18 protein-coding genes and 1 tRNA gene are annotated in these 24,778 nt (G+C 65.3%); 5 read left to right on the top strand and 14 right to left on the bottom strand.

What is annotated here, in order from left to right; all coding sequences use genetic code 11:
- The first annotated feature begins 82 nt into the window (after nt 1-82).
- From metF to LC490_RS07805, 4 genes are all read left to right on the top strand, one after another.
- Entirely contained in the window at nt 83-907 is an 825-nt protein-coding gene (gene metF / locus LC490_RS07820; protein ID WP_031371409.1) for a methylenetetrahydrofolate reductase [NAD(P)H], read from the top strand.
- A gap of 248 nt (nt 908-1,155) precedes the next feature.
- A complete protein-coding gene (locus tag LC490_RS07815) occupies nt 1,156-2,424 on the top strand; it encodes a M12 family metallo-peptidase (RefSeq protein ID WP_031371408.1) in 1,269 nt (422 codons plus the stop codon).
- A gap of 174 nt (nt 2,425-2,598) precedes the next feature.
- Nucleotides 2,599-3,330: a hypothetical protein gene (locus LC490_RS07810; RefSeq protein ID WP_223619806.1), complete on the top strand. Its 732-nt coding sequence runs from the start codon at nt 2,599-2,601 to the stop codon at nt 3,328-3,330.
- Between the two features lie 104 nt (nt 3,331-3,434).
- Nucleotides 3,435-4,349, top strand: a complete 915-nt coding sequence (locus tag LC490_RS07805; RefSeq protein WP_223619805.1) for a branched-chain amino acid transaminase — start codon at nt 3,435-3,437, stop codon at nt 4,347-4,349.
- 192 nt (nt 4,350-4,541) lie between these two features.
- Here LC490_RS07805 and LC490_RS07800 read toward each other — a convergent pair whose 3' ends face one another.
- The 12 genes from LC490_RS07800 to LC490_RS07745 all read right to left on the bottom strand — a co-directional run bounded on the left by LC490_RS07800 (nt 4,542) and on the right by LC490_RS07745 (nt 21,435).
- Complete coding sequence (locus LC490_RS07800) at nt 4,542-5,867, bottom strand: HAMP domain-containing sensor histidine kinase (RefSeq protein WP_031371405.1); 1,326 nt, start codon at nt 5,865-5,867, stop codon at nt 4,542-4,544.
- A gap of 4 nt (nt 5,868-5,871) precedes the next feature.
- Nucleotides 5,872-6,555 (bottom strand): response regulator transcription factor, encoded by a 684-nt coding sequence (locus LC490_RS07795; RefSeq protein WP_031371404.1) that lies wholly within the window; start codon nt 6,553-6,555, stop codon nt 5,872-5,874.
- Between the two features lie 582 nt (nt 6,556-7,137).
- On the bottom strand, nt 7,138-8,046 hold the full coding sequence (gene rimK / locus LC490_RS07790; protein WP_031371403.1) for a 30S ribosomal protein S6--L-glutamate ligase: 909 nt from the start codon (nt 8,044-8,046) through the stop codon (nt 7,138-7,140).
- Between the two features lie 60 nt (nt 8,047-8,106).
- Nucleotides 8,107-8,556, bottom strand: coding sequence for a RimK/LysX family protein (locus tag LC490_RS07785; RefSeq protein ID WP_223619804.1), 450 nt, complete (start codon nt 8,554-8,556; stop codon nt 8,107-8,109).
- A 330-nt stretch (nt 8,557-8,886) separates the two neighbouring features.
- Nucleotides 8,887-9,543 carry a hypothetical protein gene (locus LC490_RS07780; protein WP_223619803.1) on the bottom strand — a complete coding sequence of 219 codons (657 nt, stop codon included), beginning with the start codon at nt 9,541-9,543 and terminating at the stop codon, nt 8,887-8,889.
- Nucleotides 9,544-9,750: 207 nt separating this feature from the next.
- Nucleotides 9,751-12,201: an apolipoprotein N-acyltransferase gene (gene lnt, locus LC490_RS07775; protein ID WP_223619802.1), complete on the bottom strand. Its 2,451-nt coding sequence runs from the start codon at nt 12,199-12,201 to the stop codon at nt 9,751-9,753.
- Between the two features lie 39 nt (nt 12,202-12,240).
- Nucleotides 12,241-12,912: a hypothetical protein gene (locus LC490_RS07770; protein ID WP_223619801.1), complete on the bottom strand. Its 672-nt coding sequence runs from the start codon at nt 12,910-12,912 to the stop codon at nt 12,241-12,243.
- A 27-nt stretch (nt 12,913-12,939) separates the two neighbouring features.
- Nucleotides 12,940-14,028, bottom strand: a complete 1,089-nt coding sequence (locus LC490_RS07765; protein WP_223619800.1) for a hypothetical protein — start codon at nt 14,026-14,028, stop codon at nt 12,940-12,942.
- Between the two features lie 692 nt (nt 14,029-14,720).
- Nucleotides 14,721-17,108, bottom strand: a complete 2,388-nt coding sequence (locus LC490_RS07760) for a hypothetical protein (RefSeq protein ID WP_223619799.1) — start codon at nt 17,106-17,108, stop codon at nt 14,721-14,723.
- 39 nt (nt 17,109-17,147) lie between these two features.
- Nucleotides 17,148-17,969: a hypothetical protein gene (locus LC490_RS07755; RefSeq protein ID WP_223619798.1), complete on the bottom strand. Its 822-nt coding sequence runs from the start codon at nt 17,967-17,969 to the stop codon at nt 17,148-17,150.
- A gap of 1,298 nt (nt 17,970-19,267) precedes the next feature.
- Nucleotides 19,268-19,341 (bottom strand) — tRNA-Gly (locus LC490_RS07750).
- Between the two features lie 297 nt (nt 19,342-19,638).
- Entirely contained in the window at nt 19,639-21,435 is a 1,797-nt protein-coding gene (locus LC490_RS07745; RefSeq protein ID WP_223619967.1) for an autotransporter domain-containing protein, read from the bottom strand.
- A 311-nt stretch (nt 21,436-21,746) separates the two neighbouring features.
- Between LC490_RS07745 and thiS the strand changes: the two genes are divergently transcribed.
- Nucleotides 21,747-21,947 (top strand): sulfur carrier protein ThiS, encoded by a 201-nt coding sequence (gene thiS, locus LC490_RS07740; RefSeq protein WP_031371396.1) that lies wholly within the window; start codon nt 21,747-21,749, stop codon nt 21,945-21,947.
- 55 nt (nt 21,948-22,002) lie between these two features.
- Here the strand turns inward: thiS and LC490_RS07735 are convergent, their stop codons facing one another.
- Together LC490_RS07735 and LC490_RS07730 are read right to left on the bottom strand one after the other, a co-directional pair.
- Nucleotides 22,003-23,520, bottom strand: a complete 1,518-nt coding sequence (locus LC490_RS07735; protein WP_223619797.1) for a CehA/McbA family metallohydrolase — start codon at nt 23,518-23,520, stop codon at nt 22,003-22,005.
- 17 nt (nt 23,521-23,537) lie between these two features.
- A complete protein-coding gene (locus LC490_RS07730) occupies nt 23,538-24,719 on the bottom strand; it encodes a phosphatidylinositol-specific phospholipase C1-like protein (protein ID WP_223619796.1) in 1,182 nt (393 codons plus the stop codon).
- Nucleotides 24,720-24,778: the final 59 nt, after the last annotated feature.

The following is a 24,778-nucleotide window of genomic DNA, read 5'->3' as shown; positions in this document are numbered from 1 at the left end:
CGCCAGCCCGGGGCGGGAGCCTTGTTCCATTCATCGCGATAGAGAGATATTATCCAGACACCCACCATCGTGCGACTCGCCCATGCTGCCGATCAGCTTCGAGTTCTACCCGCCCAAGACCGACGAGCAGCGCACTCAGTTGGACCGTTCCGCGGCCAAGCTCAGACCCTACTCGCCGAACTACGTGTCCTGCACCTTCGGCGCCGGCGGCTCGACCCTGAGTTACACCCCCGACACGATCCAGCGCCTGCGCGAGAAGCACCGCCTCGATGCCGCGCCGCATTTGTCCTGCGTGGGCGGCACGCGCGCGGAAATCCGCGAGCTGCTGGCGCGCTACCGCGAACTCGGTTGCCGCCGCCTGGTCACGCTGCGCGGCGACCTGCCCTCGGGCATGGCCAGCGCCGGCGACCTGCGTTACGCCAACGAGCTGGTCGAGTTCATCCGCGCCGAGACCGGCGACCATTTCCACATCGAAGTCGCGGCCTATCCGGAAACCCATCCGCAGGCGCGCGATGCGCTGTCGGACCTGGAGAATTTCAAGCGCAAGGTCCGCGCCGGCGCCGACGGCGCGATCACCCAGTACTTCTACAACCCCGACGCCTACTTCCGTTTCGTCGACGACGTGCGCGCGGCCGGCATCGACATCCCGATCGTGCCGGGCATCATGCCGATCTCGAACTTCAGCCAGCTGCGGCGCTTTTCCGACCTGTGCGGGGCCGAGATCCCGCGCTGGATCGGCCAGCGCATGCAGGCCTATGGCGACGACGCCGACAGCGTGCGCGAATTCGGCGCCGACGTGGTCGCGCAACTGTGCAGCCGCCTGATCGAAGGCGGCGCGCCGGGCCTGCACTTCTACACGCTCAACCTCGCCAAGCCGACCCTGACGGTGTTGTCGCGCATCGCCTGAAGCATTCAGGCACCTGAAAGCGCAAGTGCAGGCGTCAAGAGACGACGTTGCGCACCGAGTGCTTATGGCGAATTGCTAAGGCAGGTCTCATCTCCGACTTGTCCGACGACAAGTTCGGTCTTGAGCGGCGAGACGGCGCGGTAGCTCACTGCCAGCAGGACGCATCGCCACGACGGGCGATGCCCTCGCGACCGCCGTCGGGGCCCCGTGCCCCGACGCGCAGCGGTCCTCACTGGAGAGAGCGCATCATGTCCGCACGCAAGTTGCTGCCGTTGAACCTCGCCATCGCTCTGTCGCTCGGCCTCGCCGGCGCCGCCTCGGCCGCCGAACCGGCCCCGCTGTTCGCTTCGCCTGCCGTCAGTCAGGTACGCAGCGCCAATACCGATACCGCTTACCAGGCCGTCAAGGCCGAGCGCGCCGCGGTCAAGGTCGACCTGGTCCGCGCCAACACCGCACAGATCACCGAAAACCAGCAGGAACTGCTGCTCAACCTCGCACCCGGCGTCAGTCTCAAGGCACACAAGCTGCAGGCCGAGCGCAAGTCCGACGGCGTGGTGATCTGGCAGGGCCTGGTCGGCGACCCGAAGACCCAGCTCAAGCGCATCAACCAGTTCACCGGTGCCGAACTCATCGGCGATCCGGAGGAATCGGCCACCATCGTGCGCCAGGGCGATCAGATGTCCGGCACGGTGCGCAGCGGCGGCAAGCTCTACCGCATCGATCCGCTCAAGAACGGCGGCCACACCATCAGCCTGATCGACGAATCGCTGATGCCGCCGGATCACCCGGCCTCGGGTTATACCGCCAAGCCCATCGTGCCCTTCCTCAACGACCCCAAGTTCAATGAGGCCGCCGCCGGCGAGAAGGCACCGGTCACCGTGCGCGTCATGGTGGTCTACACCCAGGCGGCCGCGAATGCGGTCGGCAACATCACCACCAAGTCCAACCTGGCGATCACCGAGAGCAACCAGAGCTTCGCCAACAGCGCGGTCAACGTACGCTTCGTGTTGGCCGGCAACTACACCAACAGCTATGTCAGCGCCGGCTTCGACACCGACCTGAGCCGCTTCCGCGGCACCAGCGACGGTTATCTCGACGGCTACCACGCCACCCGCAACACCATCGCCGCCGACGTCAACGTGTTGATCATCACCGACCCGGCGTACTGCGGCCTGGGCTATCTGAACTCGAACGCGGCCAGCGCCTTCAGCGTGGTCGGCAACACCTGCATGACCGGCTACTACAGCTTCGCCCACGAAATCGGCCACAACTTCGGCGCGCACCACGACCCCAGCAACGGCAACAACACCGCCTACGCCTACGGTCACGGTTACTGGGCGCCGAACAAGACCTGGCGCACCATCATGGCCTACAACTGCGGCTCCAACTGCCCGCGTCTGAACTACTGGTCCAACCCCAACATCACCTACAACGGCGTGCCGATGGGCACCGCGGCGAAGAGCAACAACGCCCGCGTGCTCAACGAACGCGCCGCCACCGTGGGTGCGTTCCGCTGATCGCCGTCTAGGCGACAACCGCAAGGGCGCAGCCTGCGGGCTGCGTCCCTGCCGACGCCGCGGCGATCCGGCCGCGGCGTTCGCGGCGCGATGCGCCGCCGACCGATGTGCCCGCGGCATCCTTTCGGCATCGCCGCACTGTCCCTGGCCGGCCCTCGGCGCTAGTCTTCGCCGATGCCTTCGTTCGCCCGACTCTGTCTGTTCCTGTCGTTGACCGCCCTGTGGGCCGTGGCGACGCTGTACCCGGGCACCGCCGCGGCGCAGATCCGCCGCTGCACCGATACCCACGGCAACTCGGTCTACACCGATCGCGACTGCGCCTCGGTCGGCGGCGTCGACCGCCTGCCGCGCGGCGCCGCCGCCCAGCAAAAGCAGCAGCAGGCCTACGTCGGCGGTTGCGCGCGCAATCTGCGCGACCTGATCGGGCTGATCACCAGCGCGATCGACGCCCGCGACAGCAACCGTCTGGCCGCGGTCTATCACTGGACCGGCATGTCCGGCGACCAGGGCTATGCGGTATTGCAGCGGCTCGACGCGATCGCCCAGCGCCCCTTGCTCGACATCGCACCGATCCTGTCGTCGCCGGCACCGCCGCCGTCCGAACCCAGCGGCGCCGCCTGGACCACCCTGCCGCCGGCCGCGGCGAACGCGGCCACCGCGCCGCTGCCGCCCATCCCGGCACCGGCGACGCCGCTGGGCAGCCCCGCCGGCGCCGCCACGGCCGATGCGAGCGACGCCGCGAGCGAAGACACGCCCTCCGCGCCGGCGCCCGCAGCGCACGCCCCGCAACGGCGCACGCCGGTGGCGCTGCGCCTGGAGCAAACCATGGCCAATGGGGTGACGCCGTCGCGCACCGTATTCGGCCTCTACCGCCACTTCGGCTGCTGGTGGATCCGCGGCGGCTGAGCCTTGCGCCCGGCTCCGCATGGCGTCCATACGCCGCTCGATTGGGCCTGAACCGGGCAGGCAGGGCACAATAGGGGTTTCCTCACCCACCACGGAAGCCGACGATGCAATACCCCGAATGGATCTGGCACAACGGTGCGATCAAGCGCTGGGCCGAAGCAACCACCCACGTCATGTCGCACGCGCTGCACTACGGTTCGTCCGTATTCGAGGGCATTCGCACCTACGACACGCCGCAGGGTCCGGTGATCTTCCGCCTCAACGACCACAACACCCGGTTGTTCGCCTCGGCGAAGATCTACGACATGGGCATCCCCTACACGGTCGAGCAGATCAACCAGGCCTGCCATGAAGTGATCAAGGCCAACGGCAACACCACCGACTATCTGCGTCCGGTCGCCTACCGCGGTCTCGGCGGCTTCGGCCTGTCGGCCGACACCCCGACCGACGTCGCCGTGGCGACCTGGAAGATGGGCCAGTACCTCGGCGCCAGCGTGCTCGAGGAAGGCATCGACGCCTGCGTGTCGAGCTGGCAGCGCTTCGCGCCGAACACCATCCCGGCCGGCGCCAAGGCCGGCGGCAACTACCTGTCCGGCCAGTTGGTCGCGCGCGAGGCGCGTCGCCTGGGCTTCGGCGAAGGTATCGCCCTGGCCTCGACCGGCCTGCTCTCGGAAGGCGCGGGCGAAAACCTGTTCCTGGTGTTCAACGGCGCCCTGCACACCACGCCGGTCAGCGCCGCCCTGCTCAACGGCCTGACCCGCAACACCATCATCACCCTCGCCCGCGACGTCGGCATCGAAGTGATCGAACGCGACCTGCCGCGCGAATACCTCTACCTGTGCGACGAGTTGTTCATGTGCGGCACCGCCGCCGAGATCACCCCGATCCGTTCGGTCGACGGCCGCCAGGTCGGCAGCGGCCGCCGCGGCCCGGTCACCGAGCGCATCCAGGAGCTGTTCTTCGGCCTGTTCAACGGCAAGACGGCGGATAAGTACGGCTGGCTCGAAGCCGTCGCTTAAAGCCGGGAATCGGGAATGGGGATTCGGGAGTCGTAAGAGCGGTTCGCCGCAAGCCCGAAGCCCCATCACCGCACGACGAAAACAAAACGCCCGGCTTCGACGAAGCCGGGCGTTTTGGTTTTTGCTTTGACGATTCCCGATTCCCGATTCCCGATTCCCGATTCCCGATTCCCGAATCACCAATCCCGGCTCTCAGAAAGTGAGCGTCGCCACCACGCCCCTGACCTCGCCGGGTTTGACCCGCACGTCCCAACCGTAGAGTTCGCACAGCCGGCGCACGATCGACAGGCCGATGCCGCCGCCTTGCGAGTGGCCGGCATGGGTGCCGCGGTAGCCGCGCTCGAACAGCTTGGCCGCATCCTCGGCGCTGAGGCCGGGGCCGGAATCGATGACCTCGACCGTTCGCGGGTGCAGGCGCACCACTACTTCGCCCTGGGTCGTGTACTTGACCGCATTGCCGATCAGGTTGCCCAGCGCCACCGCGACCGCCGCTTCCGGGGCGTCGACGACCAGGCCCTGCTCGCCTTCGATGCGCAGGGTCAACGGCTTGCCACCGAGCTGGGCGCGGTGGGCGTCGAGCAGTTGCTCCGCCAGCCGCGCGATGTCGGTGGAGCCGTGCCCGCGCTCGTTGCGCGACAACAGCAGCAAGGCGCTGATCAGATCGGTGCATTGCTGTTCGGCACGCTGAATACGCAACAATCGATTGCGAGTCTTGTCCTCGATGTCCGGCCGCGACAGCAACAGCTCGACCGCGCCCTTGATCACCGCCAGCGGCGTGCGCAGCTCATGGCTGACGTCGGCGTTGAACTCGCGGTCGCGCTGGACCACGTTGGTCAGGCGCTCGGCGTAATCGTCCAGGGCCTCGGCGAGCTGGCCGACTTCGTCGTCGGGGAAGTGCGCGGCCAAGGCCTCGGCTTGGGAACTGCGGCCGGAGCGCTTGAGCCGGTTGGCCAGCTCCGACACCGGGCTCATCACGCGCGAGGCCGCCCACAGGCCGACCAGCAGCGAGAACAAGGTAAACACCGGTACCGACAAATAGATCGCGCGATTGAACTGCGCCTCGCTGAGCGCGCCCTGGCTCATGTCGTAGGCCAGGAAGAACCATTCCGTCGGCGTCTTGCGCACCCCGAGCTTGTACGAGAACGGGCTGCCGTCGGGGTCCTTGCCCTGGATGTTGTGAATTCCGTCGGGCAAGGTGTACCAGTCGGGTTGCTCGATGCGCACTCTTTCGAAGCTGTCGCTTTTGTATACGCGCAACCACATCTGCTGGAACGGCACCTCCGGCTTCAAATTCGGCGCCGAGTAATACTGTCGCGCGTATTCGTCGATGTTCCGATTCACCACGTCGGCGACGAGTTCGTTCTCGACCCGCGTGCGCGTCCAGTTGGTCGCGAACGCGAACATCGCCGTCAGGCCGAAGCCCAGCAGTACGAAGGACAGGACGATACGGCTGCGCAACCGCCGCCGGTAGCGCTTCTTTTTCTTCAGCCGCGCCGCGGAAGGATCCTCTGCAGCCACGCGATCAACCGTTGCTTTCGGGCGCTGCGATGCGGTAGCCGATGCCGTGGCGGGTCTGGATCAACGGCGTCTCGAACGGCTTGTCGACCACCGCGCGCAAACCGTGGATGTGCACGCGCAGGCTGTCGGAGTCGGGCAGTTCTTCGCCCCACACGCGGGTTTCCAGCTCCTGGCGCGTGACCACCGCCGGCGAAGCTTCCATCAGCGCCTGCAGGATCTTCAGCGCGGTCGGGTTGAGCTGCAGCAGCTTGCCCTGGCGGCGCACTTCCAGGGTGTCGAGGTTGTATTCCAGATCGGCGGCGTTGAGCACGCGGGTCTGCACGCCGCGGCCGCGGCGCGACAGGGCGTTGAGGCGGACCTCGACTTCCTGCAGGGCGAACGGCTTGATCAGATAGTCGTCGGCGCCGGAATCGAAACCGGCGAGCTTGTTGTCGAGGCTGTCGCGCGCGGTCAGCATCAGCACCGGAGTCTGCTTGCGCGCTTCGTTGCGCAGCTTGCGGCAGACCTCCAGGCCGTCGAGACCGGGCAGGTTCAGATCGAGGACGATGGCGTCGAAGTCGTGCACGACCGCCAGGTGCAGTCCGGTGATGCCGTCGGCGGCGAAATCCACCGTGTGGCCGCGGTCTTCGAGGAAGTCGCCGAGGTTGGCGGCGATGTCCTGGTTGTCTTCGATCACGAGTATGCGCATGTGCTCTTCCCAGTGGGTTGGCGTTCGACCGTGCTAAGACGTCCGAGGTTCCGTATTCGTGGGCCGCTGTGCGATGCGCAGCGGCGGCAAGCGACCGATTCTGCCAGAGCGTATGTAAAGTGAACGGAAAAGGTGAACAGGGGCTGGGCCGCCGTTCAAACGCCGCGGCACCGGCCTAGGCCGAAAGTCATGGCTCGCCCGGCAGCGCCAACATACGGAAAACGCCGGAAAAGACCGCAAAAAACAAAGGCCCAGACGCGGGGCCACCGCGCCTGGGCCAAAAGGGTATTGCCCCGATTACCGTAACCTGCTTCCGACCAGATCCCTATCCGTAACGTTCTGACGAGGAGCGTGACTTGGAGGAGCGGCAGTGCTGCGGTCCGGGTAACGCTACGCGGATTTCGATTAAACCGTCGTTAAAAACAATGTTAAAAAATAATTAAATACAACCTGAAGTTGTCATCTTGAGGGCCCGGCCCTTCCGCGCCGGGGAGGCGCCGTTCGGCGGATCGCCGGCAGATGACCTGCCAGGCTTGCCATTCTCCTCGGCCGGCCCGCTCCGGGGCCCGGCCGGACGCCTGTTCAGCGTCTCGTGGCGGTGCGACGCCCGGTCCCCAGCTTCAGCTGACCGGCCACGTGCTCGATGATTTCCCCGGCCACGTCGACCCCGCTGGCCTCCTCGATGCCCTCCAGACCCGGCGAGGCGTTGACCTCCAGCACCAGGGGGCCGCGGACCGAGCGGATCAGGTCGACGCCGGCCACGCCCAGGCCGAGCACGCGGGCGGCGCGGACCGCCACCTCCTGCTCGGCCGTGCTGGCGCGCACGCCCTTGGCGGTGCCGCCGCGGTGCAGGTTGGAACGGAAGTCGCCCTTCGGCGCCTGCCGCTTCATCGCCGCAACCACCCTGCCGCCGACCACGAAGCAGCGCAGGTCGGCGCCCTTGGCCTCGGCGACGAACTCCTGAACCAGGAAATTCGCATACAGCCCGCGCAGCGCTTCGATCACGCCCTTCGACGCCGACAGTTTCTCGGTCAGCATCACCCCGGCGCCCTGGGTGCCTTCGTTGAGCTTGATCACGTGCGGCGGCGGGCCGAGCATCGACAGCAGGTCGGCGGTGTCGTCGGGGTTGTCGCCGAACACCGTCGCCGGCAGGCCGATGCGCTCGGCGGCCAGCAGTTGATGGCTGCGCAGCTTGTCGCGCGCGCGCAGGATCGCGTCGGAGGTGTTCGGGGTGTAGGTGTCCATGAGCTCGAACTGACGCAGGACCGCCGAGCCGTAACGGGTCACCGAGGCGCCGATGCGCGGGATCACGGCGTGGTAGCCGGAGATCTCGCGCCCCTTGTAGTGCATCTCGAAGCCGTCGGACGCGATGCGCATGTAGCAGCGCAACGGGTCGAGCACGCGCACGCTGTGGCCGCGCTCGCGGGCGGCCTCCACCAGCCGGCGGGTCGAATAGAGCTTGGTGTTGCGCGACAGGATCGCAAGCTTCATCGGAAGGGATTCGCGTGGGTGGAAGAAATGTGGAGAAGAAAGACGAACGGCCCGGCGCGTTCAGACGCGCGGGTGGCGCCGCCGGATCCGTCCATGCAGGAACGAGCGTGCCGGATCGACCGTGAACACCCCGGTCACCGCGGTGCGGCCGAGCAACATCGGGAAACGCATGCCACGACGATCCGCCAGGTTTATTTCAATTTCGCGTTCGATGCCGGCCAGACTCAGCACGGTGCGGATGAAGACCCGGCTGCTGCGGTGACCGCCGGAGTCGGTGACCCAGCGCTCGTCGTGCACCGGCGCCCGCGCCTCGACCCGGCCGGCGCCCAACGCCCCCGGACTCAGCTCGAAACCGACCCAAGGCATGCCGGCCTCGACGAAGCGCCATTGCGAATCGACGTGCAGCGCCGAACTGCGCGCGCCGGTGTCGATCTTGGCGCGTATCGCGGCCAGACCCAACGCGGGCAACGCCGCCGCCTCGCGCCAACCGAGGACGATCTTCGATGACATCGTACCTCCGCTGTAGCGACTGCTGCCGGCCTGGGACGACCGCGACCCGACTTGGACCGCGACCACCGTCGGTCGTTCCGTTCCAGGCGCCGCGCGCCGACAAAAAACGGCGACCTCGCGGCCGCCGTACGTATCGGACCGGAGCAGGCGCGGATCGTCCGGCCTGGGGCTACGGTGCGATACGCGACGACCCACTCGGGACCGGGCGCGCAGTCTAGCGCGCCGACGGTGAAGCGTCGATGCGCGCCTCGCTGCGGCCGGATCGGGCAAGAACCACAGGCTTAGCAATGAACCTTCACATCGCACGGCCGCCTGGAATCGCTGAACCGGTCAGGGGCGGCAGAGCCGGCGCTCGTACTCCAGCTCGCGCTGCAGCGCGGTCGAATCGCCCTGCACCGCCAGTTCGCCGATGTTGTCGCGCGTGCGCAGGCAAGGGTCCTCGCCGCGGCCGCCGAACAGTCGACCGACGCGCTCGACCGTACGGGCGATCGAGTTCGGCGGTTGCATGCGGAAACGCCGCGCCCCCTGCCCCGGCAAGACCGGCATGCGACTGGCCAACAAATCGGGCGCCGGCGCATCCCACGGCGCCCGCGTCGCGCCGGCCGGATCGAGCGCGTTACGGTCGATGCGGATCGCGGTGAGGCCGGTCGCTTCGGCAGGTTCGGTCGTAGCAATCGGCGCGGCCTGTGGCGGCGCTATCTGGAGCGGCGCGGCAGCTTCGGGGATGAATGCGGGGCGCGGCGATCGTGGCGCCGTCTTCTTCGGCAAATCGCGTGCCGGCGCTGTGCGCACCGCTTCGTTCGGGCGCGAAGGCGACGAAGCCGCCGGCCGCAGAAGAATCACCGTCAGGCTCGCTTCGCTGTCGACCGGGTCGGCCGGCCTGCGCAACTGCAACGCCGCCCAGATCAAGCCCGCATGGACCAGCGCGACCACCGTCCAGGCAAGAGCACGTTCGAAGCGCACTTCGCCGAACTCATGCGCGCGCATCGGCGCCCCCGCTCATCGCTGACGCGCACAGCCACCCCATGACCCCGGCATCCTGCCCCATCGCTCGCATCCCTTCGCTGTCGATCGCGCAGCAGTGTGCCTGCTGCGATCAGTGCCGCAAGGTTCGGCAGCGAGCGCGGTTGGCCGCGGTTAAAGCTTCGTGGGCTGAATCCGCGAGGCCCGGCCATCACGCGTATCCCCGCTCTTTCACCCCGTAGACAGCAACCGCCACGCCAACCAAGCCGGCACGCCGAGGTAGAATGCCAAACGGCCCAGCCATTCGAGCGCGTCGCGCAGGGCGGCCGCGTGCGCGTAACGCAACGCCATGGCGAGTACCACGACCGTTTCGATCGCGACCCGCAGCACGGCGGCGAACAGCATCAAGCCGACCGACCACGACGCCCACCAGATCAGCAATCCGGTGAGATAAGCCGCCAATCCGTAGCTGTAGTACTCGCCGAAGGCACCGCCGAATGCGATGACCTGGTGCAGACGGAAGGCGACCAATGCCAACAGCAACGGGAATAGCGCGAATTTCACCAGAGGGTGATCGAGCCGGCGTCGATGCGCGTCGTCGCGGGACTGGATCAGATCGGCCCGACCGGCGGCGAAGCGGCCTTCCCAAGCGATCGGCACGCCGGTCGCGGCCAACAGACGCCGCAAGGCCTCCGGGCGCGCCAACGCCAGGCCCCGCGTCCAGAGCGGACCTGCGGCCAGGCGCACATCGACACCGCTGCGCGGCAACGGCAGACGCCAGGGCCGCAGCGCGGAGATCGACGCCACCGGAAGCTCGATCCGTTGCCGGCGCTGGTCGAGCACCCACAGCGCACCTTCGACGCGCGCTTGCGCGGCGAACCTGCGCTCGATGGCCCATGCCGCCACGGACGGCAGCAACACCGCCACCGCGAACAGCCGAAGCTGCGACAGGGATTGGACCTGCAGACCGATGCGCGCCAGCATATCGAAGGCCAGCCACAGCAGCCCCAGGCCTGCGCACAACCTCAACGCGCCGCTCAGTGCACGCCAGAACGGCGTCAGCAGCACGACCTCGATGACCGGCTCCACTTCCGACGCGGCGACGGCGCGGCGACGCAAGGCCTGCCACGCCGCCAGTGCCGCCAAGGCCAGCAGGAAGACGATGCCCGCACGCCCCACCCAATCGCCCCAGCGCACCATCAAAGTGGGCGACGGATCGCGGGCGCTGACGAAGGCGGTCAACACGGCCTGGTCGCCGACCGAGGTGTTCGCGAGCACCTCGCCGGTGTCGTCGATGATCGCGCTGAGCCCATTGGTGGTGACGCGCACCTGCGGCAGCCGCGTTTCGATGCTGCGGAAGGCCGCGACCGCCAGATGCAGGCGCGCGCCCACCGGGTACGCGGTGAACCAGGAATCGTTGGACATGCCGATGATGGCTTGCGCGCCGAGCCGCGCGCCGTCGATGGCCAGGTCGGTATGCACGTCGTCCAGGCAGATCAACGGCACCACGTTGACCTCGCGCCCGTCCGCGCTGCGCAAGGGCAGCACGCGCGCGCCGTCGCCCGCGCGCCAACCGCCGACCCACGGCAACCAGCGCCGCAACACCGGCCCATCGAGCCAACGCGGCACGTATTCGGTCAGCGGGAACGGGTAGGTCTTGCGATAGAAGCCGAGCAAGCCCTTGCCCGGTTCGAGGAACGCCGCCGCGTTGTATTCGCCTTGCCCGTCGCGGTCGTAGGTGCCGAACACCAAGGGCACGCCCGCCGTATCGACGAAGCCCTGGATCTCGCGGTCCAGCGCCGCGCCGTCCTCGCTGCGCGGGCTGGCGAAGCTGGTGGGATATACGGTTTCCGACCACAGCAGCACGTCCGCATCGTGGTCGCGGATCGCCGACCACGAAAGTTCGTAGTGCGTGTCGAGCACCTTCCGGACCACTGCGTAGGCGCCGATTTCCTTACGCAGCCGCTCGTAGTCGGTGATGTTGGCCTGGACCATGGCGACGCGCAGGGTCGGCGCTTCATTGGCCACCGGTGCCTGCAAATCCGCGCGCCGCATCGCACCGTAACCGGCCATGCACACCACGATCAGCGCCCCGAGCGCGAGCGGCCGCAGCAGCACGCGCGCGCCGCGTTTGCGCTGTTCGATGGCGAAGGCGGCCGCCTCGTTGACCAGCAGCAGCAACGCGGTGAGGCCCGCGGCGCCGCCGAGGTCGGCCACCTGGCGCAACACCGCGGATGGAAACAAGCCGTGCCCCAAGGTGTCGCCCAACAGCTTGGGCATCAGCCGTTCGCAGGCCACCCAGGCCGACGCCGCGGCCAGGGCGCGCAGCACCGGCCCGTAGCGGCGCCCCGCCCATTGGCGCACCAGCGCGAAGGCGAGGAATTGCGGCTGCAACAACGGCGCCAGCACCAGCAGCGCCGCCGTCGCGGTCAACGCGCCCACCTCGGTGTAGGCGCCGATCGCCGCACCGAACCAATGAAACACCGCGGCCACGAAGACGACGCTCATCAACGCGCCGTTGGCCAGCACGCGCAGCGTGGTCCTGTCGTTGTCGAGCACCAGCAGCCACGGCACCAGCGCGACGAAGCCCAGGCCCCAGGCGGGGCCGCCGCGAGCGTACAGGCCGAGCAAGGCAGCGGTGGCGAGAATGCCGGCGAGGCTACGCCAGCGGGACGGGGACAACCGCTCCTGGATCAAATCGAAACACTCCGTGTCGCTGGGTCAGCGCGGGGGAATCCGGATCGGCCGCTGCGGCATCCCGGGCGGTGCGAGTTCCGGCGGCACGATCCGGTCGTCCGGCATCGCGATGGGTCGGCCCTGCGCGTCGTACAAAGTGAAGCCGGGCGCGAACATCAGCACCGGCTCGATCGGCACGCCCTCGTCGGTCACCTGATGATGGCGAACATAGCCTTGCGGCAATTCGTAGTTTTCCGGCACGGCCAAGCCCAGCAGCGGCGGACTGGTGCCGGGCGGATTGAACGCGCCCAGGCCCGTACGCACGCCGGCCTGCTGCAAGGCCTCGATGACCTGCGCGCCGGTGGGTTCCGGATCGCCGGGTTGGAAATAAGCCGCCAAGTCGTTGGGATCGTTGCTCGGCATGGCCGGTGGCTCCTGCTGCGACGCGGCTTGCTGTCTTGCCCGCGTAGACAGCGAACGGCTGTCCGGCGGAGCGGCCGCGTCCCGATCCACGTCGGCCTGTGCAACGACGGCATTCGCGCCTTGCGCAGGCTCGCGCATCCACCACCAGCCCACCGACGCCACGGCGATCACGACGACGGCGCAGATCGCCCACAGCAAGCGCCCATCGCGGGCCGCGGGCACTTTCGCAATCACACGCATGCCCTCGCCGTCCGCTCGGGACGACGGGGCATGCGGATGATCGCGCTTGGTCATGAGTCGGCTATCCGCCGGACGCGTCCGTCAGGGCGAAGCCGGCTGATAGACCGACAAAGCCCAGCCCATGCGCTCGTGCCCGTACTGGTTCCAGATCGGGCTGCGGCCGTTGGTGAAGCTGGAGTAGCGCGGCGCGCCGGTGCCGGTGCTGCCGCCCCAGAGGCCGGCCGACACCGTGCCGCCGGTGTAGGTCGGATGGGTGTCGTCGGACTGGATGTAGTCGAACGAGCTGGAGGACGACACGAACTTGGTGTTGGCGTCGCGCAAGGTCGCACGCAGAGTGACCGCGGTGCGGTTGATGTAGCTGGCCTCGCTTTCGCCGGACACATAACGCAGTGCGTCGGAATCGATCTGCCCGTCGCCGTTGCTGTCGTAGTCCGCGCCCATGTACTGGGCGAAGCTGTCCGCGCACTTGAAGCCCTTCTGGCGGGCGTATTCGCACATCCAGTAGTTCATCTTGGCGATGGCCGGCAAGAAGCGATCGCGCATGTTCACCGTCTGCCCGGTGGCGGAGTCGCGGCACGAGCTCTGCACGTTGTCGGCGTTGTAGCCGGGGTAGTACAGGTTGGAGATCACCTTGAGCTTGGTGTTGGCATGCGCATTGGCGTTGATGTAGTCCATCGCCGCCGCCACGTAGGTCCTGCAGGAATTGACCGCCGCATCCAGCCCGCTGTAATTGCAGGTGCCGGTTTGCTCCTTGAACGCCGTGCGCGCCTGCAGGCCGTCGTTGCCGCACATCTCGAAGCTCACCACCCGGGTCGAGGCGGCCTGCATGTAGGAACGATCGGCAACGATCTTGTTCTCGTAGACATCGCGCGCCACCGCACCGGACTTGGCGCGGCGAATGCTTTCGACGTCCGCGTTCCACCGCGCCGACAGATACTCGGCATCCACCGTCGGCGCCGAGTAGCGCGCCGCATTGCTGATCGAACCGTTATAGCCGGCGAAAATCGAATCGCCGTAAGCCACGACGCGGTACTTGGTGCTGGTTGCGGGCCGATCGACGGTCCAGGAAACGTTCTGATTGAGCGTGCTGGCCATGCCCGAAGCCGAGAGCGCGAACAGCGCCACAGCCGAAAGCAACCGCCCCGCCTTATTGCGGAACAGAATCTTCATCCTTAATTCCCCTTCGAGATGATGTGCGCTGCGGACCCCTGACGGCGCCCGATGAGTAACGCGAAACCCGAATCACGATGGGGATGCCCGGACCCCGCGGCACGCCCCCCTGCCATCGCCCCCGGACGCTAGCGTATGGTTCCAGGGGGTGCAATGTGCGCTGCAACAGCGGCGGGGGGCTGCATCACGTTTTGGGGTTTGGGGTTTGGGGTTTGGGGTTTGGGGTTTGGGGTTTGGGGTAGGGAACCATACGCAGAGCAGGCGCGCCGAAAGCAATCAATGCGTTCAACGATCTTCAGGATCGTCAGATCCGCTAAACTGTAGTTTCATGGCGTTATTAGCAGGCCATCGCCAGTTGTAAAGGTGCTTAAGTGCGATGCGCTACAGTATCCGTTGATCGCATAACGCTTCGCTCGGCAGCTACGGCAGCCGACGCGCCATCGCGGACTGTGCGGATTGACGTGTTGGAGACCGCGTACATGTTGCGGTAAAGAGCGGAGCATACTCATCGCGTGGACAATGATTCGCTTATGCGCGTCTACCTCCGCACGCTCTTCGAGGAACCAGCCCCCGTCCGCTCTGGCTAGAGCTAGGCTACGAATGCTCCCACGGCCCATGCGTCCACAAAGCAGTGACTGCAAGTCATCGCACCCACCCAAGCACAACCTCTCGACGCAAATACGCTCCAGCGCCTACTTCATATCCTTGCTCAACGGCGCTGGGTGTTTGTCCGAGCGGAACTGGAAAACAAAGTAAGGCGGAATGCAGATGCCTCGCCTGTCCCCTAGACCATTATTTCGGGAAAGCCAACCCTCGTCGGGCCGTTGCTGGCCGAAGTCATCGTCCCGATAAGGGACCACCCTCCTACGCTGCCCGTGCAAATCAGTCGCGTTGCCAATGGTGTAGCCCATAGGTTTGAGGCAGATGTAGTCGTCTCGACAGGGACTGGAAACTTCACACGCCCGCATACCTGCGTAAGAGGTCCTTTCCGCAAAGCACTGGGCAAGACTTTTGGAGGGACCAGTCTTTTCGAGACAGTCATTGAACCCACTAGAAGCTACAAGCCCGCACGTCGCCTCATCCGGCAAGTTGCGGCATTCCGACAACCTGAGCATGCCGCCCGGGAATCCTCCCGTTTGAGCGTCTCGGATCCGCTTTCTCCTCTGCTCCGGGGATTCATCCTCAGCCGGCGCTCGACCGTAATACCACTCTTGATGGGCTCCATAGTAACTGTTGCCTTCTAGCTCCTGCGCCGGAAGACTCTCTGCCGGAATCAAAGCGTCTTGGGTATTCTTGGGCTCCAATCTGGTGTAATGGTCTTGCCCATAAACGTCAGTGATGACCCGCCCGACCTGCAGCGCATCGCCTATCTCCTGACGATGATTAGGCACGCAAGTTCCCAAGCCTGGTGCGTTCTTGGATTCAAAAAGGGGCTTGCAAGTAAGCCCGACCTGGCAATCCCATTTGCGCTGGCTGGACACCTGAGCTTCCGCTACAAGGCACGCTCCGCCCCAACCGCCAATAAGTTGGGTGCCCCTGAGCCTTTGGCTATACTTATTCAAAGGCCTGGAGGAATAACCGCTAGCCAGTTCATACGCAGTGAGTTTTCTTCCTTGCGCCAACTCCGCCAGTATGTCCGACCTGCGCAGCTGATCTCCATAAAAATGAGGCGAACCCGGCAACAAGACAGCATTGGCGGAGGGTGTTCCTTCCCGATCTGCACCTGGAAAATGAAAACCAGCCACAGCGCGCGATTGATGACACCCCGTGCAGCTCAACTCATTCAGACGAAGCCTCATGTCCTCGGCTGAACGCATAAAACTGAGCAATTGCCCTCGCTCCCTGGCTCTTGCCAAAGCAGCCTCGATCTCCGAATCGCGCAGAAGCTCCGTTGCTGCATTGCCTGACTTCCAATACAGCGAGTTTCCTGATCGAGCCTGTCCGCCTGGGGAAACTGAGGTCGCCCTACATGCTAAAAATTCCTTTTGTATATTGAGCGTTCCAGTATCGATGTCCGCAAGCACCTTAGGAGACGACAGATAGTCCACGAACGCCTTTCTCGACAATGGCTTGGACACACCAAAGTCGCACGAATTCGCATCTCCTTTTGACGCACCGAGCAGGCGTGCACGGTCAATTTGATTGGTCAGATAACTCTTAATGAACCTTTTGCTCTTGCTATCCCAGCGAAACACGCGAATAACGTATTCCGCCGTGCTCCCGAGCTTGGTTTTGTCAGATGAGACGTTACGCCTAAATGCCTGAATGTTCAGTTCGATCCGCTCAATGTCCTGCCCACTAATACCGGACAACACCCCTCCGCTCGGATTCTCTATATCCTTCACTACTTCAGCGGGAGTTCTGTCCCGTGGACGTCCCATCTCGGCCATCCAGGCTTGAGCTGCTTCACGACATGAAGTCATCTTACTTCCTGCCGTCTCGGGCACGGCGGGGAACACCACATTCATGGTAACTGGAAGACGCGAAGCGGCCATCCCGTGGTTGAAATCTTCCGACCCATACTTTATTGAATAAGAGAATCGGTATATGACACTAATTTCTCCGCAACGCGCGGCATTCTCCTTGCCCGGCACGATATCCTTGATGAATTGCCTGTCCATTCGATTGACAATACCAACGAGCTCCATTCGCGAGCCGGCGTGCGCCAGGAAGGCCGGATGGATCTGCTGCTCAGCAAAAACGTTGCCCTGCGTCCGATAGCTCGTGAGATCTTGCTCAATGGTCGCGCGAATTTCCGACGCCACTTGAAGATTGAATGGATTGGCAGAAGGCCCCACTGGCACCTCATGATCGTGAGACTCGGCCAGCGCTTGTATGAGGCAGGGAAAGACCAAGGCCCCTGAACGCTCACAGTCCCCATCAGGGCTATAGCGATCGAGTAAGGCGATCACCTGGGGGTCCGCAATGTAGGGGCCCGAGGCAAATTCGGGCAGATCGAACGGGACAGATGCGCGCTGATCGGCAGAGCGTTGTTGAGCTTGCCCTAATGCCGCGTCAAACCAGAGGATCGCACTAAGCGATCCTAATAAGCCTAAGTTAACGCCAACCCACTTCTTCATCGCGCGACTCCCGAATCCCGTCTAAAATCGGGGCACTGTCTACTGCGGATACTCCACGAAGCAGGCAGCAACCTGCTCTTTGTAGGTCAGAGTTGCAGCAGCGGCACTTATTAATGATTCGGCGTTAGATGATGGGGCGCCAACCATACCCGAAAGTTCGTTTTCGGCATCGCTCTTTTGATTGATGGCATCGTCGATAACTTTCTTCATCTGCTCTTTCGTTAGCGGCGTTAGCGCCAATCCACTCAGTGCAATGCGCAGATCATTGGCGACACGACGGAGTGCCGAAGAAGTAACGGCAGGGATTTCGGCGTTATGCGCCGCAATCGCAGCCAAAATAGCTAGGGAGGCAGGATCAGCAGAGAAAGCAGCATGCATGCCAGAGAACGCACTGGCACTTACAAACTTCCGTGTCACTGCGACCGAGTCCCAGAACTGTGTCGCGGTAAGCGCTGCTTCCATACATGCGACCCTTTCTTCTGCCTTACGAAAAGCAGTTGCTTGCTCGCCCAGACGATACCGTCCTGCAAACAAAGTTCCCAAACCAGCAGACGCCCCTCCGGTATTGATCAAGCCTTGCTTGTCCAGTGAAAGTCCAACGACCCCAATGAGAGAGCCGTAGTAAGTAACTTCCGATGCCACCAGTTCGGTTCGTTTGCGGTTGTCGGCAGCAGAAGCCAATAGACTTCGAACACCTCTGACTTTTACCAAAGCTTCGGTCGGGCTAGTAGCGAGATAGGGATCTGTCTTGGCTGCGTCATCGATCTGCTTTGTGCTCCAACGAGGCACGACTGGATAAATGGCGCAGCTAGCCAGCAGAAAAAGACTTGCTGCCGATGAAGCCAGAGCTTTTACGTTCATTAAGACCCTCCTTGATCCTCGGTTTCAAATAACATCCGATTTTTCTCAAGACATCCCGCGGCATCGATTACGATCCGAATGACACCCACTGCAGCGATAAAGATCGCCATGCTCATTGCTTCGTCCATCAACGCTTAGCCATCGGATAGCACCAAAGGCTTCCAAGGCACTTTTTCAATTCAAAGCTTGTTGCGCCTTGCCTTGAGGTGTAAACGGATGCTTTGCATTGCAAACTGCTTCTTTGTGGAACAGAGTGCATACTTAGATGCAGGAGTCCGGCGCAAGCTCGCTGGGGCGATACACGGATTTCCAGTTAGTAAATTCGTGCTCGAGCCTTCCTTCACCTTCGTCTTATCACGCGATAACTTCTCCTTAGTTGTTGATGCAACCGCAGAAGCTCCGTTCGGATGGCATCGCATGCTGGCGAACAAGCCGAAGCGCCACAGTGAACGGCGTCTCTTTCTCAGCCCCGCTGCTCCAGACCAAGGGAATATGTGACAGCCCGCGAACCCATAATTCTTTATTGCGACCTCACTATAATGATCGGGACTTTGACACCTTCACGTAGAACAGCGCATCCGCCGGCCAGCGATTTCCCTGCGAATCAGTTAGCTTCTACCTGAGCTATTTCCCGGACTGCAAAGTCAGTGGCCGCCACCGGTTGCTTTTCCCGTTTCGCCATTTTTAATGGCTCGCACCATGCTCGTCGAGGTGGCGTTGTCCACGCCCCCCCTCTCCACGCCTCATTGATACTTAAACGTGCCCACATAGATATAGCCAACCTGACGCTCCGTTTCGGTAACGGCCTACACGACGAGCGGCTGCGTGCCCGCATCAACGAAAACGTCGATCTTGAGACCGCACTGGCGAAAGCTGCGCCGTGTGAAGCAAGCCCGCGCCACGCCGAGACAAGGCCACAAAGTTCGCAGCATGCTCTATGTTCGACAGCGCGCCGGCCGTCAAATCCGTTCGTGGATGATCTGATTGGGTCAGCTATCGACCCATGCTAGATTCAAAGCGCCCATCGAAGCCGGGCACTACCTCACACGGCAAAATGCCTTCAAAGAGGTTTAGCCAGCACCTAACCCCGGCGGGGGCAAATATTCAGCACGCCGCCGCACACTAATTCACAGGGCACGTACGATGGAGATAACACGTGCGCGCTTCAGAAGAGCGCAACAGCAACGCTGGCTTGGCATAAATGGCACCTAAAGTGATGCCCATAGAAAGTCGCTTCAAGGACCCTGCCAATACGTAAGACCTTGAAAACTAGCGATTTAGATCGCTACTTATCGAGATGGAGCGGGTGATGGGAATCGAACCCACGCTAGCAGCTTGGGAAGCTGCAGTTCTACCATTGAACTACACCCGCTTGCGGGCCAGTTTATAGCGCGGGCCGCGCGGGTGGCAAACACCTGGTCCGTTGGCGCTGCAGCGCGAGGCTTGCGCCCTCCCATCGGCTGTGCCCGCATTCTTCGCCGACGCTCTGTCGCCCGGCCTGCTGATCGGTGTGCCTATCGAAGCCCCAACCTCGCTTGATAGCCCGCCCTCGCCTGACGCCCCCCCCCGACGCCTCGCCCAAAAAGAAACCGGGCCTCTCGGCCCGGTTTCGGTGACGCAATAACGCTATGCCGCTATGACGCAGTAGTGCAGCCTAAGACCGCAGCAATCAGAACCCGCGGCCCACCTGTGCGAACACAGTGGTGTTGTTGCCACCGCCCTGACCGACCGTCGCGCTGGCGCCGATGTTGGCGTCGAGGCCGAACAGGTGGGTGCGCACGCCGAACAGCAGGCTGCCGTAGTTCTGGTCGAACTTGCGGCCCATCACGGCGTAGTCGCCCAGGCCCGGCACGGTCTGCAGACGGGCGTAGGCGTGTTCGGGGGCGTCCTCGAACTCGCGGTCGACGGTCAGGCGCGCGTAGGGGCGGAAGCTTTCGCTGTGGGTGTAGTTGATCTGCCAACCCACGCTGCCGATCAGCGAGTCGAACTCCTGCTTCGGATAGGCCAGCGAGGTCGCGAGCGTCGGGTCGCTTTCGGCGAAGCCGTCGACTTCGATCTTCTGCGAGACCAGGCCGAGCACCGGGCCGTGACGCAGGGCGTCCTGGCCGAATTCCCAACCGCCGTTGACGGCGATGGTGAGGTTGTCGCCGTCGGCGGAACCGTGGTGGACGCGGGTGACCGGGCCGAGGTTGGCGTTGCGGTCGATGTCGAAGTCGAGCTGGGTGTAGCTGACCTGGCCGTTGACCCAGGCGCGTTCGCCGTACCAGCCGACGAAGCCGCCGAGAGTGGCTTCCTTCTGCTCGAATTCGCCGTTGCGCAGGCCGAAGTCGTTCTTCTGCTGGCCGTAGCCGGCGAAGGCGCCGAACACCAGGTTGCCGCGGTTCCAGTCGATACCGCCGCTCAGCGCCGGACCGGCGCCGTCGTACAGGTCGCCGTGGCCATAGCGCTGGAAGTCGCCACGCAGGCTGGTCCACCAACGCATGCCGTCGCCTTCCTGCGGGCCGGCGAGGTGGTTGGCGACCTGGTCGGCGCGGGCGCGGCCGCTCATCGCCGCCGAGTTCGGCAGCACGGCGATGAAACGCGGCGCTTCCAGCACCGACAGGGCGTAGTCGGCGAGGATGCGATGGGCCTTGCTCGACGGATGCACGCCATCGGCGAAAGCGTAGGTTTCCGGCGCGTCGGGGGCAGCGTAGTTGAGCGGGCTGCAGGTCAGCGACGAGGCGGTGATCTGCGGATTGCAGCCGGTGCCGGTGACGTTGGTGATGCCGTACGGCGCCGGGTTGGCGGTGATTTCCGCCAGCAGGCTGAAGGTATTGAGCGGGATCACGCGCAGGCCGGCTGCGGCGAGGCCACCGTACAGGGCGTTGTTGTAGGTGGTCGACAGTTGGGTGCCGGCGGCCTGGGCGGCGGCGCCGCCGGCGCGAAACTGCGGGGTCAGGCCGAGGTTCGGCACGGTCGGCACCAGCACATACTGGGCACCGGCGTTCTGCAGCGCGGCGACCACACCGATCTGCGCGGTGACGGCGTTGGTGATGGTGGCCTGCGCCGGGGCGCCGGCGACGACTGCGAACAGGTCGTTGGCGCCGCCCCACACGGTGTACAGCGCGTTCGGGTCGGCGCGGCCGCCGTTGGCGGCGAGGTAGTTGGTGGTCTGCGTGGCCAGCGACGGAATCGCGCCGAGCGGGCTGGCGCTGTTGGTGCCGGTGCGGGCGCCGCCGACGGCGTAGTTGGTGCCGCCCTGGTTGGCGCTGGTGGCGTTGGTGCCGTAGTACTCGGCGACGTATTCCGACCAGACCAGGCCCGGGTTGGTGGTGAAGCGGCCGATCAGGGCCGCGTTCGGACCGACCGCCTGGAACAGGGCCGGGCGGAAATGGCCGGAGTCGGTCAGGCTGTCGCCGATGAAGACGGTCTGCGAATACTCCTGGGCGAAGGCCGGAGCGGCGGCCAGCACGAGGGCGGCGGCCAGCACGGTACGAACGGGTTTCATCATGAACTTCCCTGCGGTGATGTGACGGGTGATGGCGATCGAACGATCGGTCGATTGCCGGTAGAAGCTCCGCGCGGGCGTGACATACGCCGGCGGATGGCCGAATCGAAGCACGCGCCGGCGGATCAAGGCAAGGCGCAGCGCGGCAAAACGATGCCGCGATTATCCCCGGCCGGCCGCTCCGGCGCCGGGGCCAGAGGTCACAGAGCGGAGGTTCGGGGCGGTTCGGATGCTGCCAACCGCCAGGGCCGAGACTGGTCGCGAGCAGGCCCCCACGCGACAATGGCGGCATGAATATCCTGCTCAATGGCGAACCGCGCGCGCTCGCGGCGCCGACCACCGTGGTCGAACTGCTGCACAACGAAGGCCTGGGCGAACGCCGGGTCGCGGTCGAGATCAACGGCGAGATCGTCCCGCGCGGACGCCACGCCGAACGCGCGCTCGCCGAAGGCGACAAGGTCGAGATCGTGCACGCCCTCGGCGGCGGCTGAGCGCGACACCCGGATTGTCCCGGATCGGCGCCGACGGCCGCCGGGTGTCGTGCGGTTAGCGGTTGAAGTACACCGGGTTGCCCATCAAGGCGAGCCGTCCCTGCGCGTCGCGCACGTCGACGCGCAGCCAATGGCGGGCGCCATCGCTGCGCCAACGGAAGTCGAAGCGCTGCCCGGCTGCGCCGATCGCCGGCTGCTCGATCAGGGGCACGGCGACGCCGTCGACGATGGTTTCGACCCGGCCGCCGGCGACGTTGCGCACGGTCAGGCTCAGCCTGGCCTCATCGCCCGACCGCAGGCGCAACTCGCCGCCCATCGCGACTTTCTGGTGCCCGTGGTGCGCGCTCAATTCCAGGGCGCGATCCTTCGAGCCGCGCACGTCGACGAAGACATTGCCGGCGCGCAAGCCTTCGAGAATCGCCGGCATCGACAGCTCGCGCGCATGCACGACCGTGGTCGGCCGGCCGATCCGGCTCGCGCCGAAGGCCTCTTCGGCCTCGGTCGGCGCATCGTGGTTGTCGCTGCCGCCGATGCCGGTCAGGCGATGGCCGGCGTTGAGTTCGCGCTGCCAGAAGGCGATGCCCGAGCCCGGGGTGTCGGCGTCGCCGCCGTTGACGGCCTCGACCATGCTGACCCGCGACAGGTCCGCCGCCGGCATCGGCGTCCAGCCGCAGCCCATGCAGCGTTCGTCGGAGGGACGGATCGGGTGATTGATCGACACCGGCACGCCGCGCTTCTCCAGCGCGCGCAACACCGTGTCCCAATCCGGCACTGCGGCGCTGCCGACGCGGAAGTCGACCGGGGCGTAGGTGCCGAACACGTTCGCATGGCCCTGGAAGGTGGTGATCTCGATGCCCGGCATCAGCAACAAACGATCGAAATACGGCTGCAGCTCACGCAGGCCCGGCAGGTGCGAGACCGTGTTGTGTTCGGTCACGGCGACGAAATCCAGCCCCTGCCGGCTCGCCGCCTGCGCGGTCAGGAACAGCGGGCACGGCACCTTGTTGCCAGCCTGGGAAGCGCAACTGCCGTCGCTGTGGCCGCTGTGCATGTGGAGGTCGCCGCGGTACCAGCCCGGCCCGGAACGCAAGGGCTTGGCGACGATCGCGGCGGGTAACGCATCGGGTCGATCGGCCATGCCGAAATGGATGCGCGCGACATAGCGGGCGCGTTGCTCGGCGCGGATGTTCGGAATGCCCAGCAGGACTTTCCACTCGCCCGCGGGCAAGGCGCCGGCCGGATACGACGGGGTCGTATCGGCGGCGCTGACGGTGAACACGCGCTTGTTGCCGCCGCTCCAACCGCGGAAGCCGTCGCGGCCGAGGAAGTCGCCAGGGCCGATCAAGCCCAGGTCGATCGTGGTCTTGTGCTCGCGCCCGTCGTAGGCGAACTCGACGGTGACGCGAACGACGCCGTTCGGCACCCGGAACGGCAGTTCGCGATAGCTGCGATTGTCGCGGCCTTCGATCGCGCCCTCGATGGTCTCGTCGGCGGCGTCGGCAGGGCTGGCCGCGCTGGCCACAGACGCCGTACAGGCCAAGGCGAGCATCAGCAGCGCAATAAGCGATTTCATGATCATGCCCCGGTTCGTCAATCGTGCTTCTCGAGCGCTTCGACCGAACGCTGGTTGCAACGCTCGGGCTGGCGGCGCGGGTTGCAGCGCGCGATTTCGCTGCGCGGGAACACGACGCGATAGCGGCTGAAACGCCGGTCGGGCTGCGGGTAATCGGTGGAGATGTAGTGCGCGCCGCTGGCGAAGGCGGCCTCGCGCCGGCGCGGGTCGTTGCGCCGCGCCTCGAGCGTGTCGGCGTCGGCGCGAGTGCGCACCAGGAAGCCAGCGGCGACCCCCCGGGCGATGCGTTCGCCCTGCCCGATCGGGTCGTTGAGGGTCAGATAGGCGGCATCGGAGGCCTGCTCGTCGGTGTTGACGAACATCGCCCGCCCTTCCAGCGATCGTCGCGCGCCGCGGTACAAGCCGACTTTGCGCGCGTCCTCGTCGAGCGCCAACAGGACCTTGCCGCGCGCCTGCGCCAGCGTCGGCCAGCGACCGGCCAACACCGCCTCGCGCAGGCTCGGCGCATCGCCGCGCACGTCGTCGGGAACGATCAATTCGGCGGCGGCGAAGACCGAACGGATTTCGCCATCGAGCGCATCGAAGGCGGCGCTGTCGAACGGCAGCGGCGCGACCGCACCCCGCCCGCCGCGGCCGTCCTTGGCGTTGATCAGGATCAGGATCGGCGCGTGCTCGCGATGCCGCTGCGACCAATCGCGGATCTGCCGCAGGCATTGCACGAAAGCCATGCACTGGCTGCGGAAATCGATATCGGCCAGGTGCATGACCTTGAAGCCGGGCTGCGCCATTTCGGCCGCGACTGCGGGCGACCAGGGGCCGGCCTCGCCATAGCCGCCGCGCAAGGCGCCCGGCGGGTGCGCATAACGGCCGCCGCGCGGGTCGTAGTAGACATCGAGTTCGAGCGTGCGGGCGCCCTGCTCCAACTGCGCGGACAAGGGCGGATGCGCATAGTCCAGCGAGTCCGCGCCGGCCGCATCGACCGCGCGGTGCGCGGCCAGCTCCTGCGGCGGGATCGCGAGCTTGTAGCTGTTGTGGGTGCCGATCGCCTGCAGATCGTTGATGCGCAGGCGCGCGTCGATCCAGGTCTGGCTGCAGTCCGGGCCGGCCGCCGCGGCGCGATCGGCGTCGAGCTTGCAGCCAGCGCCCGCGACCCCTGCGCTGGTTTGCGCACCGGCGGCGGCCATGAGCGGGCCGGCCATAAGCGCGCCGACGATCAGCGCGCCGCAACTCAGCCCAGCCTTGACCGCCCCCATCCGCA

It is taken from the genome of Lysobacter sp. ESA13C (genome assembly GCF_019970005.1).
GTDB lineage: Bacteria > Pseudomonadota > Gammaproteobacteria > Xanthomonadales > Xanthomonadaceae > Lysobacter > Lysobacter antibioticus_B.
This window is presented reverse-complemented; position numbering and strand designations above follow the sequence as displayed.